General features: G+C 33.2%; 19 protein-coding genes. 8 read left to right on the forward strand and 11 right to left on the reverse strand.

Annotated features, from left to right (window positions below):
• Positions 1–2: 2 nt before the first annotated feature.
• The 4 genes from LC076_RS12765 to LC076_RS12780 are packed head-to-tail and all read right to left on the reverse strand — an operon-like array spanning position 3 to position 4,657.
• The gene (locus tag LC076_RS12765) at positions 3–1,484 is read right to left on the reverse strand and encodes a Na+/H+ antiporter subunit D (protein ID WP_226669482.1); all 1,482 of its coding nucleotides are present in this window, start codon (positions 1,482–1,484) and stop codon (positions 3–5) included.
• The gene (locus tag LC076_RS12770) at positions 1,477–1,818 is read right to left on the reverse strand and encodes a Na(+)/H(+) antiporter subunit C (protein WP_226669483.1); all 342 of its coding nucleotides are present in this window, start codon (positions 1,816–1,818) and stop codon (positions 1,477–1,479) included. The genes LC076_RS12765 and LC076_RS12770 overlap by 8 nt, the downstream gene beginning before the upstream one ends.
• Positions 1,818–2,255 carry a Na(+)/H(+) antiporter subunit B gene (locus LC076_RS12775; RefSeq protein WP_226669484.1) on the reverse strand — a complete coding sequence of 146 codons (438 nt, stop codon included), beginning with the start codon at positions 2,253–2,255 and terminating at the stop codon, positions 1,818–1,820. The genes LC076_RS12770 and LC076_RS12775 overlap by 1 nt, the downstream gene beginning before the upstream one ends.
• Positions 2,252–4,657, reverse strand: a complete 2,406-nt coding sequence (locus tag LC076_RS12780) for a Na+/H+ antiporter subunit A (protein WP_226669485.1) — start codon at positions 4,655–4,657, stop codon at positions 2,252–2,254. The genes LC076_RS12775 and LC076_RS12780 overlap by 4 nt, the downstream gene beginning before the upstream one ends.
• Positions 4,658–4,910: 253 nt before the next feature.
• Between LC076_RS12780 and LC076_RS12785 the strand changes: the two genes are divergently transcribed.
• Positions 4,911–5,117, forward strand: a complete 207-nt coding sequence (locus LC076_RS12785; RefSeq protein ID WP_226669486.1) for a hypothetical protein — start codon at positions 4,911–4,913, stop codon at positions 5,115–5,117.
• A gap of 72 nt (positions 5,118–5,189) precedes the next feature.
• Here LC076_RS12785 and LC076_RS12790 read toward each other — a convergent pair whose 3' ends face one another.
• Complete coding sequence (locus LC076_RS12790) at positions 5,190–5,774, reverse strand: hypothetical protein (protein WP_226669487.1); 585 nt, start codon at positions 5,772–5,774, stop codon at positions 5,190–5,192.
• Positions 5,775–5,972: 198 nt separating this feature from the next.
• Between LC076_RS12790 and LC076_RS12795 the strand changes: the two genes are divergently transcribed.
• Positions 5,973–6,530 carry a DUF5366 family protein gene (locus LC076_RS12795; RefSeq protein WP_226669488.1) on the forward strand — a complete coding sequence of 186 codons (558 nt, stop codon included), beginning with the start codon at positions 5,973–5,975 and terminating at the stop codon, positions 6,528–6,530.
• Between the two features lie 106 nt (positions 6,531–6,636).
• Here the strand turns inward: LC076_RS12795 and LC076_RS12800 are convergent, their stop codons facing one another.
• Positions 6,637–7,047: a thiol-disulfide oxidoreductase DCC family protein gene (locus LC076_RS12800; RefSeq protein WP_226669489.1), complete on the reverse strand. Its 411-nt coding sequence runs from the start codon at positions 7,045–7,047 to the stop codon at positions 6,637–6,639.
• Positions 7,048–7,084: 37 nt separating this feature from the next.
• On the reverse strand, positions 7,085–8,935 hold the full coding sequence (locus tag LC076_RS12805) for a transglycosylase domain-containing protein (RefSeq protein WP_226669490.1): 1,851 nt from the start codon (positions 8,933–8,935) through the stop codon (positions 7,085–7,087).
• Positions 8,936–9,319: 384 nt separating this feature from the next.
• Here LC076_RS12805 and kapD point away from each other — a divergent pair, with 384 nt between their 5' ends.
• The gene (kapD, locus tag LC076_RS12810) at positions 9,320–9,898 is read left to right on the forward strand and encodes a 3'-5' exonuclease KapD (protein ID WP_413465987.1); all 579 of its coding nucleotides are present in this window, start codon (positions 9,320–9,322) and stop codon (positions 9,896–9,898) included.
• Positions 9,899–10,076: 178 nt separating this feature from the next.
• Here the strand turns inward: kapD and LC076_RS12815 are convergent, their stop codons facing one another.
• Entirely contained in the window at positions 10,077–10,460 is a 384-nt protein-coding gene (locus LC076_RS12815) for a kinase-associated lipoprotein B (protein ID WP_226669492.1), read from the reverse strand.
• A gap of 180 nt (positions 10,461–10,640) precedes the next feature.
• On the opposite strand from LC076_RS12815, the gene LC076_RS12820 reads away from it, so the two are divergent.
• Together LC076_RS12820 and LC076_RS12825 are read left to right on the forward strand one after the other, a co-directional pair.
• The gene (locus LC076_RS12820) at positions 10,641–10,844 is read left to right on the forward strand and encodes a hypothetical protein (protein WP_226669493.1); all 204 of its coding nucleotides are present in this window, start codon (positions 10,641–10,643) and stop codon (positions 10,842–10,844) included.
• 79 nt (positions 10,845–10,923) lie between these two features.
• The gene (locus LC076_RS12825) at positions 10,924–11,490 is read left to right on the forward strand and encodes a superoxide dismutase family protein (protein ID WP_226669494.1); all 567 of its coding nucleotides are present in this window, start codon (positions 10,924–10,926) and stop codon (positions 11,488–11,490) included.
• Positions 11,491–11,804: 314 nt separating this feature from the next.
• Here the strand turns inward: LC076_RS12825 and LC076_RS12830 are convergent, their stop codons facing one another.
• Both LC076_RS12830 and LC076_RS12835 read right to left on the reverse strand, forming a co-directional pair.
• On the reverse strand, positions 11,805–13,142 hold the full coding sequence (locus tag LC076_RS12830; protein ID WP_226669495.1) for a sensor histidine kinase: 1,338 nt from the start codon (positions 13,140–13,142) through the stop codon (positions 11,805–11,807).
• Positions 13,143–13,723: 581 nt separating this feature from the next.
• Positions 13,724–14,896: a MalY/PatB family protein gene (locus LC076_RS12835; protein WP_226669496.1), complete on the reverse strand. Its 1,173-nt coding sequence runs from the start codon at positions 14,894–14,896 to the stop codon at positions 13,724–13,726.
• Positions 14,897–15,059: 163 nt separating this feature from the next.
• Here LC076_RS12835 and LC076_RS12840 point away from each other — a divergent pair, with 163 nt between their 5' ends.
• Positions 15,060–15,320, forward strand: a complete 261-nt coding sequence (locus LC076_RS12840) for a DUF1871 family protein (RefSeq protein ID WP_226669497.1) — start codon at positions 15,060–15,062, stop codon at positions 15,318–15,320.
• A gap of 56 nt (positions 15,321–15,376) precedes the next feature.
• Here LC076_RS12840 and LC076_RS12845 read toward each other — a convergent pair whose 3' ends face one another.
• Positions 15,377–16,213, reverse strand: coding sequence for an alpha/beta hydrolase (locus LC076_RS12845; RefSeq protein ID WP_226669498.1), 837 nt, complete (start codon positions 16,211–16,213; stop codon positions 15,377–15,379).
• Positions 16,214–16,512: 299 nt separating this feature from the next.
• On the opposite strand from LC076_RS12845, the gene LC076_RS12850 reads away from it, so the two are divergent.
• Together LC076_RS12850 and LC076_RS12855 are read left to right on the forward strand one after the other, a co-directional pair.
• Positions 16,513–17,013 carry an Lrp/AsnC family transcriptional regulator gene (locus LC076_RS12850; RefSeq protein WP_226669499.1) on the forward strand — a complete coding sequence of 167 codons (501 nt, stop codon included), beginning with the start codon at positions 16,513–16,515 and terminating at the stop codon, positions 17,011–17,013.
• On the forward strand, positions 17,010–18,179 hold the full coding sequence (locus LC076_RS12855) for an aminotransferase (protein ID WP_226669500.1): 1,170 nt from the start codon (positions 17,010–17,012) through the stop codon (positions 18,177–18,179). The genes LC076_RS12850 and LC076_RS12855 overlap by 4 nt, the downstream gene beginning before the upstream one ends.
• Positions 18,180–18,186: the final 7 nt, after the last annotated feature.

Below are 18,186 nucleotides of genomic sequence, written 5' to 3' on the forward strand. Positions count from 1 at the left end.
CACTACTCCTTCAATACAGCTTGTATATAAATTGTTGGATCAAGCAGCGTATCGGTCGCCTGTGTAATATAAGGTGAAATTGATTCTACACCGAAACCATATGCAATCGATAAAATAAGTAGTATGGCTATAGGTAAAATTAAACCTTTAACTGACTTGTCCTTATATACATCTTCGTTTGTTGGTTCTCCCCAAAAGCCATTTATAAAGATTTTCATAACTGAATATAGAACGAGTAGGCTAGATAATAAAACAACAAAGGCAATTGTGTATTCTTCAGCTTCAAATCCACCTTGAATGATTTTAAGCTTGCCTATAAAACCACTAAGAGGTGGAATCCCAGCAAGAGATAATGTGGAAATAAAGAACATCCATCCTAGCAACGGATGACTTGAAATTAATCCACTAAACTTTCGTAAATTACTCGTTCCCGTAATTGCAATGATAGCACCTACTATGAAAAATAGTGCGCCTTTTATGATCATATCATGAACTAAATAATAAATAGAACCTTCAACACCATTTGGAGTGTTTGCTGCAATTCCAAATAAGATCACACCAACAGCTGTGATGATATTATAAATAATAATCTTTTTGATATCCCAATAGGCAATTGCGCCGATTGCGCCGAAGATAATCGTTAATGCAGCTAGCCACGCTAAAATTTGGTGTGTATACGATGGTTCATGGTAAAAAATCAATGTGTAGACTCTTGTAATGGAATAAATCCCAACCTTAGTTAATAGTGCACCAAACAGTGCAGTGATAACTGCTGGAGGTGCTTGATAAGAACCAGGTAACCAAAAGTATAAAGGGAAAATGGCCCCTTTTAAACCGAATATGACTAAAAATAAGATAGCGATAACGGTTAGTAAACCTGTTTGACCCATATCGGCAATTTTAACACTTAAATCAGCCATATTAAGTGTTCCGGTCACAGCATATAGATAGGCAACGGCAATGACAAATAAAGCAGATGAGATAATATTAACTAGAATATACTTGATTGATTCACGAAGCTGAATTTTTGAGCTTCCTAATACGATTAACATATAAGAAGACATAAGCATAACCTCAAAGAAAACAAACAAGTTAAAAATATCACCTGTTAAAAACGCGCCGGTCACACCTAAAAGTAAAAATTGAACAACAGGATAGAAATAAAACTTTTCCCTGTCTGGTGTTATGGAAGAGAAGGCAAACAGTAATGCTGTCAATCCAATAATACTTGTTGTTAATACAAGTAAACTTGCGTACATATCAGCGACGAGCACGATCCCGTAAGGAGCCTCCCAATTCCCTATGGCTAATGATTGAATACCATTAACATGAACTGTGTGAACAATCATTACAGAAACCACAATTGCGAGAAGAGAAGCAAACGCACTTATTAGCTTCTGTGCTTTTATATTTTTATTAAAAAAAATTAAGATAATCCCAGCTAAGAAAGGGATGACGATTGGTAAGATAATTAAATTATTCATATTGATCAGTTCCCCTTAGTTGATCCATATCATCTGTACCCAATTCTTGGTATGAACGATAAGCAAGAACAAGGAAAAATGATGTCACTCCAAAACTTATAACGATAGCTGTTAAGATCAAAGCCTGTGGAAGTGGATCAACATATACTTTGGCATGTTCTCCTAGTAATGGAGCAGCACCAGTTTTAAGACCACCCATTGTTAAAATGAGTAAATGTGCTCCATGACTTAATAAACCAGTTCCGATAATAATTCTGAGTAAGCTTTTAGATAACATTAAATAAACAGCAGCACTAAACAAAATACCAACAACAATAGACATTAATACTTCCATTATTCCGTCTCTCCAATCGTTTGAATAATGGTCATTGTGACACCGATAACAACAAGGTAAACCCCTAAGTCAAATAAAACTGCGGTAGCCAATGCCGTCTTCCCAAGTAATGGGAGTTCTACATAACTAAATGTTTGTGTGAGAAAAGGGACATTATAGAAAAATGAACCTAACCCAGTTAGAACTGCAATAAGTAATCCAGTTGCAGTCATTTTAATATAGTCAACATTTAATGTCTTTTCGACAGTTTTGACATCATAAGCTAGTAATAACAGTACAAAAGCGGCAGCGGTCATTAATCCACCAATAAACCCTCCACCAGGTGTGTAATGTCCAGAAAAGAAGAGGTGTAACGAGTAAATAATAATGATAAACGCTACAACCTTTGTGACTGTTTGAAAAATAACGTCATTTGTTTTTACATGCGTTTTTTTCACCCTTCTTCCCCCTTTCTAACCTTTAAGCGAATCATGCTATAAATTCCTAAACCGGCAATACCTAAAACGGCGATTTCAAACAAGGTATCAAACCCTCTAAAGTCTACTAGAATAACGTTAACCATATTTTTACCGCCAGCAAGCTTATAACTATTTTCAATAAAATAAGTAGAAATTGTTTCTGACACACGTTGACTGTTTGCTGATAAAGCAATTAATGTCACAATCGTTCCAACACCTAATGAAATAAGAAGATTTGTCAGTTTAAAATTAAGTTTTTTCTCTTTTTTCTTAAATTCAGGTAAATGGTAAAAACACAGTAAAAAGAGAGCAACGGAAACGGTCTCAACAAGTAATTGTGTCAAAGCTAAATCAGGTGCTCTAAATAGAACGAAAAAGAGTGACAATGAATATCCTACTGAACCAAGCGCGATAATTGCTGTTAATCTAGATTTTGAAAAGAGCACAGTAACCGTTCCGATCACCATAACAACAGCAAGAACGGCTTCATAAATACCAATTGGTGCTGTACCTTTTAAAGTAAAGGAAAATCCGTCAGTCAAAATTAGCGTTGTACCTAAAATCAGAATAAAGAACGTAAAAATAATCGCTAAATAATCGCGGATAAATCCTGTCATATAAAATCTTGTAATTTTAAATGTAGATTTATCTAGAGTATATAATGCGGCATCATACCCTTTATTTAAAGCTAGTTTCTCAGGAACTAGCTTATAAATACCACGCCATTTTCTTAGGAAGAAATAGCCTAGAACACCTAATGCAATAACTCCTAATGTCATAAATAACTCTATGGAAAAACCATGCCATGCATATATATGTACATGAAAATGATTTTCATCACCTAGTAATCCTGGAATGATTGACGCCATTGCTGGTTCAATAATTGTATAAGCAAGAATGTTAGGGAAGAAGAAGAAAATAATCACAAGTGATGCCAAAATAATCGGTGAAATTAGCATTCCGATTGGGGCCTCATGTGGTTTTTTCTCTAGCTTTTCAGGCTGATATTTTCCGGTAAATGTTTTGAAAACAAGTACCATGCTATAAATAAATGTAAATATACTACCTACCCAAGCGACGATTGGGAACAGTAGTCCAAGTGTTTCTAAATTAAAAACATCCATTTCAAGTATGCGTATCATACTAGTAAAGAACATTTCTTTACTTAGGAATCCGTTAAATGGAGGCAAACCTGCCATTGAGAAAGCACCGATAATAGAAATGGTAAATGTAATTGGCATAAAACTCATTAAACCACCAAGCTTACGAATATCTCGGGTTCCTGTTTCATGATCAACAATACCAACTACCATAAATAAACTTCCTTTAAAGGTAGCGTGATTAATTAAATGAAAAACTGCTGCAAGTGTAGCGACAGTGTATACACTATTATCAATCGAATCAATTGCTAGTGCTGCTGAACCTACACCAAGCATTGACATAATCATTCCTAATTGGCTGACCGTTGAAAATGCAAGAATGCTTTTCAAATCTGTCTGCTTTACTGCATTAAATGAGCCCCAGAACATCGTGAAGATCCCAAAAGCAGAAACGATCCAAAACCACTCTGGAGTACCTGCAAATACTGGACTAAAGCGAGCAACAATATAGATACCTGCTTTAACCATTGTAGCGGAGTGTAAATAAGCACTAACAGGTGTAGGTGCTTCCATTGCATCAGGAAGCCATATGTAAAATGGAAATTGTGCAGACTTTGTAAATGCACCAAATAAAATAAGAATTAATGCAGGTATAAATAATTCATGCTGCATAATCTCAGGAGCAACCTCAATAATTTCTCTAATGCTGAAGGTATTTGTCATGATGTATAGCATAATAAATCCACCGAGCATTAGTAATCCACCAAAAATCGTTATTAGCATAGATTTTTGCGCACCATAACGAGATTTCTCACGTTTATACCAATAACCAATTAGCAGGAATGAAGATAATGATGTAAATTCCCAAAACGTATAAAGGACAATTAAGTTATCTGATAAAACAACACCTAGCATTGCACCCATGAACATTAATAAATACACATAAAATGTATTAAGTTGCTCTTTTTCCTTTGATAAATAATAAATTGAGTAAAGGATCACAAGTGCACCAATTCCAGTGATCAGCAAGGCGAACAGTAAGCCAAGTCCATCTATGTATGCAGTAAAGTTAATACCTAATGATGGAATCCAACTAGCTGTTTGTTTTATTGTTTCACCATGCATGTTCGAACTTATGAATTGGGTAAAGTAAATGAAAAGTAAAATGGGTAAAATTAAAACGAACCATCCTGTATGAATGTTGCGAAAATATTTATACAGAAATGGAACAAGTATGGCAAATAAAAATGGTGATAAAATTGCCACATGAAGTAATGACATCTTTGAACCTCCTTACAGTTTTGGCAAGTGAAATTTCTATAAGAGCTATTTAATCTGGTTTATGATAATAAGACAGTGTAATCTTCTTCTACTTAGTTATTATGTTCCAGATTATGTATTACTATGAAATAATATCAAATTAATGATCATTTCAAGTTCATATGAACATAAAAATGATAACAAATTTCTGCTTACTTGTATATTATTTATCACCACAGAGCATGATAATTCTTGAGGTGATATTGTGCATAAAATGAAGATATTTATCACAGGTTGTATATTTTCGTCCCTTTTTACTGGTGCATGGTTTGTAAATGAAAAGTTAAGAAGAGAATATGTTGAACAAATTGTTTTTGAAGAATCGATCATTGAATTAACAAATACTGAAACACCTATTGAAGAGATCAATGTTTTTGAAAAGTTTGGACCTCGTGAATATGTTCGTGTAGTACTTAAATAACCATAATTAGAGGAAATGAAACGCGAGTGGGAGCTTCTTCAAACAGAAAAAAACCGGGAGACCCGGTTCAATTTATCCTGATATAGAATGATTATTTGTTGCGTAGATATGTGACTTAGCTTTAGCTTTGTTATGGAATATCATGATGAGCAAAGGAAAAATAAATAACATGGATAGCATAACAAGAGAAAGTATGAGAGAAGGAACTTGAATTTCTTTATGTAACCCCTCTGATTGCTCTGTAAAAAACTTTTCTGCGGCTTCATTTTGAACGATATTAGATAAAATTAGAAATTCATTTTTACTGTTGTCATAATAATATAAATCGTATTTATCAAAATAAAATAGCGAATCTCTTTTTTGTTCATATTTTACAAATGCCATGGTGAAATTAGAATTATATTCTTCTGTTTTTTCTTCATTCTCCTCTGTTTCTGGATCGTCTGCAGAGATTAATTTAAATATTTTCCCATCCATTGTTAGTGCCTTTTCAAATTGAACCGAGCCTTTATTGTAATAATTCACTTCATTTTGTAGCTTTTCTTCAAGTTTACTTTTAAATTCTTTTGAAACGCTTTCATTTTCTGCATGAGTAATATGTAGTGGGGTTAATAAGATAAAACAAATGGTTAAAAAAAGTGCACTTAGTTTTTTCATGCATTTTCCTCCCTAGAAAATATAGTTATCTTAAAATGTATATTTATGATAACTTAGTTAAATTATACCATTATTTATATCCTTGGTTAGAATAGGTAGTAAAGCTTCGGAAAATTGTCATATATTTCTTGTCAAATAAGAGACTCTACTTCATAATGATGTTGAAATTCATTAAATGTATAGTTAGGATCGATAATCATGAAAAATACATACTTCACTAGTTATTTTCCACTTATTACTATTTTATTGTTTAGCACATCTTTATCAATTGCCACAGTGATGCTTGCAATTGATTATTTACAACTACTAGGTATTTATGATGGTATGCTTGAGTTTTTTTCGAATAACGGAATAAAGCTTGCTCTATTTATTATTTTTGCTCTTATTTATTTTATGATCTTCTCTGCATTAAAATTGATTGCAAATACAGTAACAGAGCTTTCGTTATTGTTTTTCTCTAAAGATATAGCGGGAGAAAATCTAACAAAGATAAGAGGAGGTTCCGTCATTTATGTTATTGGGGGAGCCTTATCATTATTATCTATTCAAATTCCAATGCTCATTATTGGCTTGTTTCTCATTTCGACACTCGGATATTTTGTTTATGTCGTGTATAAAATAAGTCATTCACTTACTTCATTTTCTTTGATCGGTTTAGTGCTTTTTCATGTGTTCTTTTGGTTCATATTTATTTTAGGCACTTTATATGTATGTTTTAGACTGTACAACAGCGTGATGGCAAGTTTACCAGTGTGATTTTTAAAGGACGTTTCGAGGGGCTTTTTCTCTAGGTGAAAAATATCTTGTACTTAGGCTAAACACTTTTCGATTAACAAGTCATAAGTTATGCTGATAATAAAATCTAGGATAAAAATCGCTTTTTCATTTCAGGAGTAGGAATCATACATTGATCAGCTTTTCCAAACCATTTATAGCGATTTTTTGCAACAAAATGGTAGACCGCATCACGAAGGGGTTTGGGTATAAGAATGAATGGATATAGAATGACCCAAAATCCGCCAAGCCTTTTGCATACTTTTAATGCTGCGGTAGACTTAGTGAAAACATGATTTTTTTCTATCATAACAATGCTATCAAAATGACTTGTTGGCATGTGCATCATTTCAAGAAGGTTTTGTCCCGTTGTGGATTGAAGTGAAGCAAATTTAAATGCTTCCTTCTTATCACAGCGAATCACAAACTGAACAGTTTGATTACAAAGATTACAAACACCATCAAATAAAAGTATTGGTCCTTCTACATCCTCAATCATTGGATAAACCATCCTCCTTCATTAGCATTTATAATCATTAATTCATTATTTCTCTCCATATAAGTACTTGTGGATTGCTAGAGTAGATATGACTTACATTTCCACCTGAATCTCTACCTACCCAAACAGCAGCAGTATATCTGTCTGTTAATCCAACAAACCATAAGTCTTTATAATCGTTGGTTGTACCAGTTTTACCCCCGACATAGCTTTTAGAAATAGCTGCCTTTTGCCCTGTTCCACTTTTTACTACAGAAGAGAGTAGTTCCTTCATTTCTTTATTTGTCGATTCCTTCCAAGCTCTTACTGGTTCCTCTTGCCATTGATATATAGTTTTTCCATTTAGATCAGTTACTTTTGTAATGGCATGATTTTCGTAATATAAGCCATCATTTCCAAAGGTAGTATAAGCACTTGTAAGCTCAAGTGGTGATACACCATACTCAAAGCCTCCTATTGCTGATGCGAGTTTATAATCACTTTTAGAGATCTTATCAAATTTAAAGGGAGTTAAATAAGAAAATCCTTTTTCAATGCCGATTTTGTCAAGCATTCGAACAGCAGCAGTATTGTAAGAATACTTTAGTGCTGTTTCTAACGTCACCATTCCATAATTTCGTTCATTATAATTTTTAGGGCAATACCCATCTTTACAAAATTCCCTTGCGTCTATTTTAGAACTTGTAGTCGCTCCAGTAATGTCAATATATGGTGCATAATCTAGTATAGGCTTAATAGCAGATCCAGGTTGTCTATACGCTTGATAAGCTCGATTAAAGGCGAATTTTTCATAATTCTTACCCCCGAATAATGCAACAATATGATGTGATTGATGATCAATTACAGCTGCAGCTCCTTGAACTTGATCATAAGGAAGATTCTTAGATATGGACTGAGTAAGTTTCTGTTGAAGATTAGTGTCTAAAGCGGTGTGGATAATTAATCCACTGCTAACTATTTGATTGATCTTATCTTCAATTTGTTTCTCAATCACTTCTTGATTTTCTCCAGTTGCAAGTTTCTGAGCAAAACCTTCTTTTTCAATAATCATTTGTTTTAGTTCATGGTGAACATAAGTGACATAATCTGCTTGTGTGTCGATGCGTTCCTTTAGAGATAACTCAATTGGAAATTGAATAGAACGTTCTAGCTCATCCTTTGAAAGATACCCATTATTGTGAAGGAGTTTTAGTAATCTTTCTTGTCTTTCCTTAGTTGCAGTAAAATTTTTAATAGGATCATACATTGTTGGATTGTTAGGTATTGCACTTATAAATACAAGCTGAGCTGTATTCAACTCTTGAATTTGTTTATTAAAATAATAAGTTGAAGCTGTTCCAATCCCATATGTGCCATTAGCAAAATAAATAGCATTTAGATAGCTTTCAAGAATTTGTTCTTTAGTGAAGTTTTTTTCTAATTGGTATGAATAGAGAAGTTCGCTTAATTTTCGATTGTAAGATTGTTCATGTGATAAAAATACATTTCTTGCAAGCTGCTGAGTAATTGTGCTTCCACCTTGCTCAACAGATTGTGATTTAGCATTTATCATAACAGCTCTTAGCATTCCTTCCGCATCAAAACCGATATGGTTAAAAAAACGTTGGTCTTCAGATAGAATATAAATGTTTTTTACAGTATCAGGAATATTTTCATACTTTGTGAACACTCGATTTTGTTGTTGTGATGTAACCTCAGAGATAAGACGTCCATCGCGGTCAAATATAAAACTATTTTGTGGCAAATTTAAAGAATCAATGGGTATTTTTTCATCTAATACAGTACCTAATCCTTTTATAGCTTCTGATTCTTTACCTGCAGCTAATCCGCATAATAGGAAAACAGGTACCATAAACAGAACACAAAACCATCCAAATAAACTTCTCATGTTCTTCACATTCTTTCTAAAATAATGATTTTTCCTAGTCTTATTGTACCTAATTATACAATAATGCTGGAGTGAATTTCATATAGGTTATTAGTTATATATTGAGTATACCATTTTTCAGGGAAATTCTAAGCGAGCTAAGAATGAGAAAATCTTTGAAATTAATGCCTAACTTAAGAGGTCATTGAATATATTTCTTAGAAATAAATCTGTTTAGCAGTAAAAATAGTCAAGGGGTATTTCATTATTTTTTGAATATTTAAGTTCTTTCTCTGCTTACGATGATATAATAATAGAAACAAATTTTTCATCTTAATTAGAAGGGAGGGAAGGATAAAGTTGGCAGAATTAGAGCATTTATTGTTTATTGATTTTGAATTTACGATGCCAGAAGGAAAGTCTAATCCGAAAGGTTTTTTTCCAGAAATAATTGAAGTAGGAATTGTTTCGGTTGTTAATCAAACAATTCAAGACCAATTCTCCTCATTCGTAAGGCCGAACCACTTCCCGAAATTAACAGAACGTTGTAAAACATTTCTGCAAATCTCCCAAGATAAAATTGATAGTGGAATGACCTTTAATGAATTGATAAAGGTATTAGAAAATTATAATTTATTCCAACCAGTTACAGTTATCACTTGGGGAAATATGGATATGAAGGTTCTCCGTCAAAACTGTCACAGCAGTAATGTAGATTTTCCTTTCACTGGGAAATTTAGGGACTTATCAATGGAATATAAAAAATTCTTTGGCGATCGAAATCAAACAGGCTTATGGAAGGCAGTGGAGGATTATGGTAAAAAAGCGACGGGGAAACATCATTGTGCATTAGATGATGCGATGACTACTTATAATCTGTTTAAGTTGGTTGAAGAAGATAAAAGGTACTTACAAAAACCAAATCCTCCAACAATCGGTGATCGAATTGATTTTTCAAAGGTACTAAAGAAATATGCAACATAAGAATAGGACAAATATAACTCACATATTACTAATATTTATCACCTTACTCAATAACAAGAGTTATCGACAAACGTTTAATTTCTTGATTCTTAACCTTAACTTGTGCTGAATCAACCATTTCACACTTCAGCTTAGTAATTATTCTGAAATTGTTATTGAGTAAGATGTTGTTATTTTATCATTTTCGAAAGTAATCCTTTTCTAAACCCCTTATTTTATTTAACGATTCTTCAGCCCAAGGTGAATCATTCTCAATAAGTTCCTCTTTCATGGTAGTGATCGCTTTTTTTAATGATTCCATATAATCAGGAATCTCATTTCCAAAAGGTTTAACCATTTGTTTAGGTATATTTGTTTGTTCATTATATGCTAATGCTCTACGCTCATGAAAAAGTTGCACATCAACTTGCTTTGGATTGTGTAAATCACCTTGTTGGGGATGCTTTAAAACAGCCTTAATTTTGACTAAATAATGGCTAGGTCGAATATCTGTGATTTCACCAATATACTTCCCGGTTTTGTAGATTCCTGTGACAATGTGACCAATTTGTTTATCTTCCATTTTATTCATCCCTCTCAAGTAACTTTTTACCAACACATATCCATTTAACATTACCATGATTGAACTTAAAAAGTAAGGTATGTATGAACGTTTCATGACATTTAAGAATGGACCATAAATAAACTAGTGATTCTGTTTAAAACTTGCTATAGTATGTACAAAGAAAGGTCGTGAAATGATATGCAACTATTTATTCCAATTATAGGTTTGTTTTTATATTTCCCAGAAGATAAAACAGAATATATCCCAGCTGCCATTACAATGGTCGTCTTTACTATTGCCGCTATTTTTGCATTTCGTTATATTGTTAAATTATCAAAAAAAGAACAAGGTAAAGTAGATGAGCTTGTTAATTCTATAAACAATAAGGAAGATCAAAAATAATTATTTACCCAGTTCCGTATAAAAAGAAATAAAAAAACAAACAATACCCTTTAGCCAACGTATTAAAATGGAGGGTATTATGAAACGTAAAGTCTACTTGTTATTTGTTTTGTTCTTTATCTTGTCAGGATGTATGGAAAAAGAAATAACAAAAATGGAAGTTGAAATGTTTAACGCTACTGGTGATTCGTTAGGGACGATAAAGGTGGATGAACAATCTGAAGGTGTGCAATTAACCGTTTTACTGGAAGGTCTTCCACCAGGCGAGCATGGATTGCATATACATGAAAAAGGAACATGCAAAGCACCGGATTTTAAGAGTGCTGGCAATCATTTTAATCCTGAAGACTCTATGCACGGACTATTACATCCTGAAGGTGCACATGCTGGTGATTTACCAAATATTATCGTTGAAGATGGTAAAGTTGATGCTCAATTAATGGCACCACAATTAACGTTAAAGAGTGGGAAAAAGAATTCTTTATTACGAGTGAAAGGTACAAGCATCATTATTACAGAAGGTAAGGATGATGGAATGACTCAACCTTCAGGTGATTCGGGAGCTCGGATAGCATGTGGAGAAATCACTGATAAAGAAGCAAAAAGAGAAGATAAAAAAGAAGTAAAACCTCCTGAAGAGGAATGAGTGGTACCCGTTTTGTTTGATGATATGCCTAAAAAGGTTATTCATTAGAACGTATGAAAATTTGATTATGAACTCAATCTGCTGTCACTCAGAGCTAGCTGAAAATAGCAGAGAGTGTCGTTCATTAGGGATATTTATAGGAGTCCGAACATGTAGTAGATTTAATGAGGCTCCAATGACTGCCTTTAGGAAGGTTACTGAATAAAAGTATAATTTGGACTTTTTAATAACCTTCCCAGGGGAACTGGATACTGTTTTAAGTACTACAACAGAAATCATACTTAGGTAGATACAAGAAAACAGCACCTCAATAATCAACCCGTTTCTGTTTTCTCTATTGGTGATTCGATTGTTAAGTGACTGTTGTTGTTACTCGTGTCTATGTAAAAAGGTAAAGTTATGGTTGCACGAGTTCCTTTATTAATTTCACTAGTATAACGTATGGAACCACCATGATTTTTTAATATCGAATAGGTAACAGTCAAACCAAGTCCTGTTCCTGTATTTTTCAATGTGAAGTATGGTTCACCAAGTCTAGCAATTTGATCTTCCGACATTCCCATACCATTATCAGATATTTTCACAATAACCGTTTCATCCCTCAAAAATGCTTCGACTGATACTAATCCGCCAGATTCAGGAACAGCTTCTATTGAGTTTTTCATAATGTTGATGAATACCTGTTTTAGCTTTGCTTCATCTCCGAACACATAAATATTTTTTTCAATATTATAATCAAATGTAACTGCCTTAAAATTTGCATATGAAGTTAAAAGAGCTGTTAAATCATTAAGCGTATTTGATAAATTGACTTTTTTCATTGTTATGTAGTCTTTACCAGCGAGACTTAGATAATCAGTTATGATGGATTGAGCACGATCAAGCTCTGAAATGACTAGGTTCATATACTCTTTTTTCTGAACAAGGTTTGTGTCTGGTGAATTTCCGATTAATTGAATGAAGCCTCTTACTACCGTTAATGGATTGCGTACTTCATGAGCCACACTTGCGGCAAGTTCACTAACAATTGAGAGTTTTTCGGCCTTCGCAAGTTCACTTCTTAATAATGCATTTTCTCTCATATATTCAATCAGGTAGACAGCAATTATTAGAATAATGATAAAAATCAAAACTGAAATACTATGAGAGATTATGTTATTCGCTGATAAGTGACGAATATGTAAAGCGCTTACAATAATAAAATTCACCATGGATAATAGCAAGATATAAAGACCATATAAAAGTGATGTTGTTAATTTTTGCTTTAAGGTTTTCTTATGCCAATTTTTCTTCATGAGACTGGAGAAAATAGCAAATGCTAAAATGAAAATTAAAATATAAAACCATTGAGCATGTGAAGAATGAAGAAAATAAGCAAATGTTGTTAAAGTTGTTAAAAAGCCAGCCAGATTTCCTGCATAGACAAAACTAATAAAAAGCGGAATTCCTTGGAGGTTAAAAAAAATACCATCCACAATTTCAATAGGCCATATAACACAAAATAAAGATGAAGAAACGGTACTGCAAATGATGATTACTTTATTAGGCTTAAGAACATGAGTGTGATCTTTACTTAACCAAAATAAATGGTAACTAAAGATGGGAAATAAAATAAATGCTACTTGCAAAATAATATCTTTAATAAGCGCCATTCAAAAGTCACCTTTTAGTAGTTATTTCCTTAATTATATCACCAGTTTATGGCAAAATCCTCAAATTTTCAATAAAATTTTACAATAGCTCTATAGAAGTGATAAATAAATATTTTAAGATAATATCAAGTAATTGCTATTACTTGGTTTTATTAAATTTGATCTAGGAAATGTCCCTATTTAATTTTCTTGAAAAATTTTAAGAAGTAGTTATTTATGGCTCTTTTCTGAAAGATTGTTGCTCATTAACCTAATTTCCTGTGAGTAACAATGTTTTTATTATAAATAAGTACTATTCTAAGAAGGAAAGATGCCACTAGACTTTATATAATGCTGTTTTCTTCATGACTAAAAGCAACAAAGTTTACGAAAATAGCCTTATTTATTGATCTGTACGGGCATAATGAGGTGTTTTTTTTGTTTTTAGAAGAATTCAATCCTAAATTCGAGTTCAATCAGCTAGGGATAAGTCAAATAGGTGAAGAACAACTTTTTCCTATTTGACTTATACTTGTCGCTAAAAAGGTTATTCATAGTATGATTGTTTTCAAATGTGAACTCTTGAAAACAAACAATCTATATTACTTTTTTAAAGCTATTTTTAGTCTTTCTAACCCATCCTGTAATGTTTTCTTTGAACAAGCTATATTCATTCTAAGGAAACCTGCACCATTATCTCCAAATTTAGATCCTGGTTCCAAAGCTAGTTTCCCTTTCTTTAGAAGGAGGTCTTTAATTTCATCATCAGACTTATTTAATGCTCGTGCATCTAACCAAATGAGGTAAGTTGATTCAGGTCTCATTACTTTTATATCGGGTAAATGCTTGTGTATATATTTTTCAATTAATAAGACATTTTCCTCTAAATAAATGAGAAGTTCATTAAGCCAATTTTCTCCATGTGAGTAGGCAGCTTCCATTGCTTCCTGACCGAGTGTGTTAATTGTTATTAAACCAAATTTTTGTTGTGTTTCGTTATATTTTCTTTTTAACGAATCATTAGAAATAAGAACAGCTGAAGCTTGAAGACCAGCCAAATTAAACGTTTTACTAGGAGCTATACAAGTTATTGTGATATTCTCTATTTGTTCATTTACAGAGGCTAAAGGGGTATAGCTATTATTAAATAATAATAAATCCGAGTGAATATCATCAGATAAAATGAGAACATTGTGTTTGACACAAAGATTCCCGATTTTTGTTAATTCATCTTTACTCCATATCCGCCCACTAGGGTTATGAGGATTACATAAAATAAATAGCTTTGTCTTGGGGTTGGAAAGTTTTTCCTCAAGATCTAGAAAATCAATTTCGTAGCGAAAATCATTATTTAGAAGTAGCTCATTGTAAAGTACTTTTCTTTTGTGCTTTTTAGTAATTTCAAAAAATGGATAATAAACAGGTGATTGTACAACAACATGATCTTCTTCAGAAGTAAATGCTTCAATGGCTAAGCTAAGAGCAGTGACTATACCAGGGCTATATGTAACGATTTTCCCATCAATATCCCAGTTGTGGCGTCTTTTTAGCCATTTTTGAATAGCTTTTTCCATACTAGTGCCGGGCATTGTATATCCAAAAATTCCATGATCAACCCGAGAATGAAGAGCATCAATAACATCTTCTGGAGCAGGGAAATCCATATCTGCAACCCACATTGGAAGAACATCATCTACTCCAAAGATATTTTTAGAATAATCCCATTTAACAGAGTTTGTGTTTTTACGACTTATTACTTGATCAAAACGACTCACTGCCACCACTCCTGTATGATTTATTATTTTATTATTCGAAAATTAGAAGTCTCCAATATGGTTACAATTTTCAAGATAACTCCCATAGTTAAAACCTACTTATTACTATCATAATTGTGATACAATGACAGTGCAAAAAATAAGATTAAAAAAGGTGAAAATGATGGAAGCACAGCACACAAACATAAAATTGATGGAACTGTTATTACAGTGGGATCCATTAGGTTATGGTGAAGGAAGTTATGAAACAGAAGTGGTTGATGTGTTACAGGCAGTCCATGTTTATGATGAAGTCAAGACTCTTGCTAGGAAAATTCAAGCTATATATGAGTTTTCATTTGAAGAGATCATTCCTTTACAATCATGTGAAGAACTATCAACCAAGCTAATAATGATAAAAAATAACTTTAGTTGTGAAATATAATATGGCTATAGGCAAAATGTAACCTCTGTTTCCTTTTGCTTACATTTTGCCATTGACTATTGAGCTTGAAATAAAAAGTTACCAATCTTTTCTGAAACGTGCTCTGGTTTTTCCTCTGGTACAAGATGACCAGTATGCTTAAAGGAAACAAATGTTGAATTTGGTAAATCTTTACGCAGTCTCTCACCTATGTGAATAGGTACAACTCTGTCTTCGTTTCCCCAAATTAGAAGACTAGGTTGTTCGATTAAGTTTAAATCCTCAGTTGATAAATCACCTTCATGATCACGAATCATTCTGTTTAATGCCATAAAAATACGATCATCTGTAAAAGGCTCCATATAACCATCCATCATTTCTTGATCAATAAGGCTACGATCATGAACGACATTATGCAAATTTTTAAGAATTCCTTGACTAGCTAACCAATGCTTAATGCCTAAATAAAAATAAGGAAAATACGAACCAAACTTGAGTGTTGGACTTACTCCCTTCATGTAACCTGAGCTACATAAGAGAACAACTTTGTGAAAGAGGTCTGGCCTTTGTTTAGCAGCATTAAGTGATACTTGTCCACCCATAGAGTGGCCTACAATAAAAGCATTTTTGATTTGTAGGGCTTGAATTAGTTCAATAACGATTTTAGCCATATTTGTATAAGAGTGAACAAATTTTGTTGATTTTTCAGTTTTTCCAAATGGCGGAAGATCAATAGCGACAATTGTGAAATCCTTCTGTAATATTGGAATAATTTTACGGAAGCTAAAGCTAGAGGATAAGAAACCATGTATCAAGACAATTACTGGATTAAGGCGATTTTTTTCATACATTTCATAATGAACTTTCACACCAAGAATGTTCATAGTATTGCAATGAAAATTGCTTTTTTCCATAAGCATTCACTCCATTTTAGTATATATATAAATTTGCTCTTATGATAAAATGTTTATTTATTACTTAAATATAGAAATCTTCGACAAATACAACGAATGTTACGGTTGATCTAAAAATAGCGTTAAAAAATGAACGTTGATAGTAAAGAGACATCTCATTAAAAGTTTATTATATTTTGACCGAAATTACGTGAATTACACATGTAAAATCTACCCGTAATTCTTCAATTGAAACATATGAAAAACAAGTTAGTAGATGTTATAATTATCTGAAGATTTGAAAAGTAGGAGTGGTGACAATGAAGTTTACCGAAAAGGAAGTTGAAATATTAGAGATATTGGAGGACGATTGTCGCTTATCTGTGGAACAAATCGCCAAAATGATTGATACACCAGAGTCAGAGACAAAAGAAATGATTCGCAACCTCGAAGATCAACGAATTATTGTTGACTATACAGCACAAGTCAATTGGCGCAAAGTAGATGGTCATGAAGGTGTTAAAGCGATGATTGATGTGAAGGTCCAACCAAAACGTGGCGTGGGCTTTGATGATATTGCTAGTCGAATTTATCGATTTAAAGAAGTGAAATCTGTTTACCTAATGTCAGGAGCTTATGATCTTTCTGTTATTATTGAAGGTAAGTCAATGTCAGATATTGCTCATTTTGTTTCTGAAAGACTGTCTACCCTTGACTCTGTTTTATCAACAACAACTCATTTTATCTTAAAGAAATATAAACATGATGGCACTATATTCGAACAAGATGATGAGGACAAGAGAATTGTGGTGTCTCCATGATTGAGCCGTCTCATTACATCGCAAGAACTGTCAGAGAATTAAAGCCATCTGGAATTAGAAAGTTTTTTGATTTAGCTGCAAGTATGGAAGGCGTCATTTCACTTGGTGTGGGAGAGCCTGACTTTGTGACTCCTTGGTCTGTTAGGGAAGCTTCGATTCTTTCCCTTGAACAAGGTTTTACTTCTTATACAGCAAATGCTGGATTATTGGAGCTTAGAGAAGAGATTGGTTATTATCTGCAGGGGAAAACGAAAGTCTCCTATAATCCAAAGGAAGAGATATTAGTGACAGTAGGTGCAAGCCAGGCGCTGGATATTGCTTTAAGAGCAATTGTAAATCCTGGTGACGAAGTAATTGTCATAGAACCAAGTTTTGTTTCTTATTCTTCTTTAATATCATTAGCTGGTGGTGTTCCAGTTTCTGTACAAACAAGTGGAGAAATGGAATTTAAACTACAGCCTGCTGAATTAGAAAAAGCGATTACTGAAAAGACAAAAGCAATCATTTTATGTTCACCAAGCAATCCAACTGGGACTGTTCTAGAACATGAAGAACTGGAAAAAATAGCTGAAATCATTGAAAAGCATGATTTACTTGTTATATCAGACGAAATTTACGCAGAGCTGACGTATGATCATGAATATACAAGCTTTGTGTCAATAAATGGAATGGCTGAACGAACAATACTCGTATCAGGCTTTTCAAAAGGCTTTGCTATGACAGGGTGGAGATTAGGTTATATTGCTGCGCACAAGGAATTTTTGAGTGAGATGTTAAAGATTCATCAATACTCAATGATGTGTGCTCCAACTATGGCACAATATGCTGCAATTGAAGCAATGAAAAATGGTAGAGAAGATGTACTTTATATGAAAAAAAAATACAAACAACGTCGAAATCTAGTTGTTAGTGCTTTAAACGAAATGAACTTGGATTGTCATTTACCTGGAGGCGCATTTTATGTTTTTCCGTCAATTCAAAAAACAAATCTATCTTCAGAAGAATTTGCAGAAAAGCTATTGATGGAGGAGAAGGTTGCTGTTGTACCAGGTAATGTTTTCGGTGAAAGCGGTGAGGGGTTCATTAGATGTTCTTATGCTTCATCTTTAGAACAATTACAAGAGGCATTAAAGAGAATGCAGAGATTCGTTGAAAAGCAAATATAATTAGTAA

Source organism: Metabacillus litoralis (assembly GCF_020524045.1).
GTDB lineage: Bacteria > Bacillota > Bacilli > Bacillales > Bacillaceae > Metabacillus > Metabacillus litoralis_C.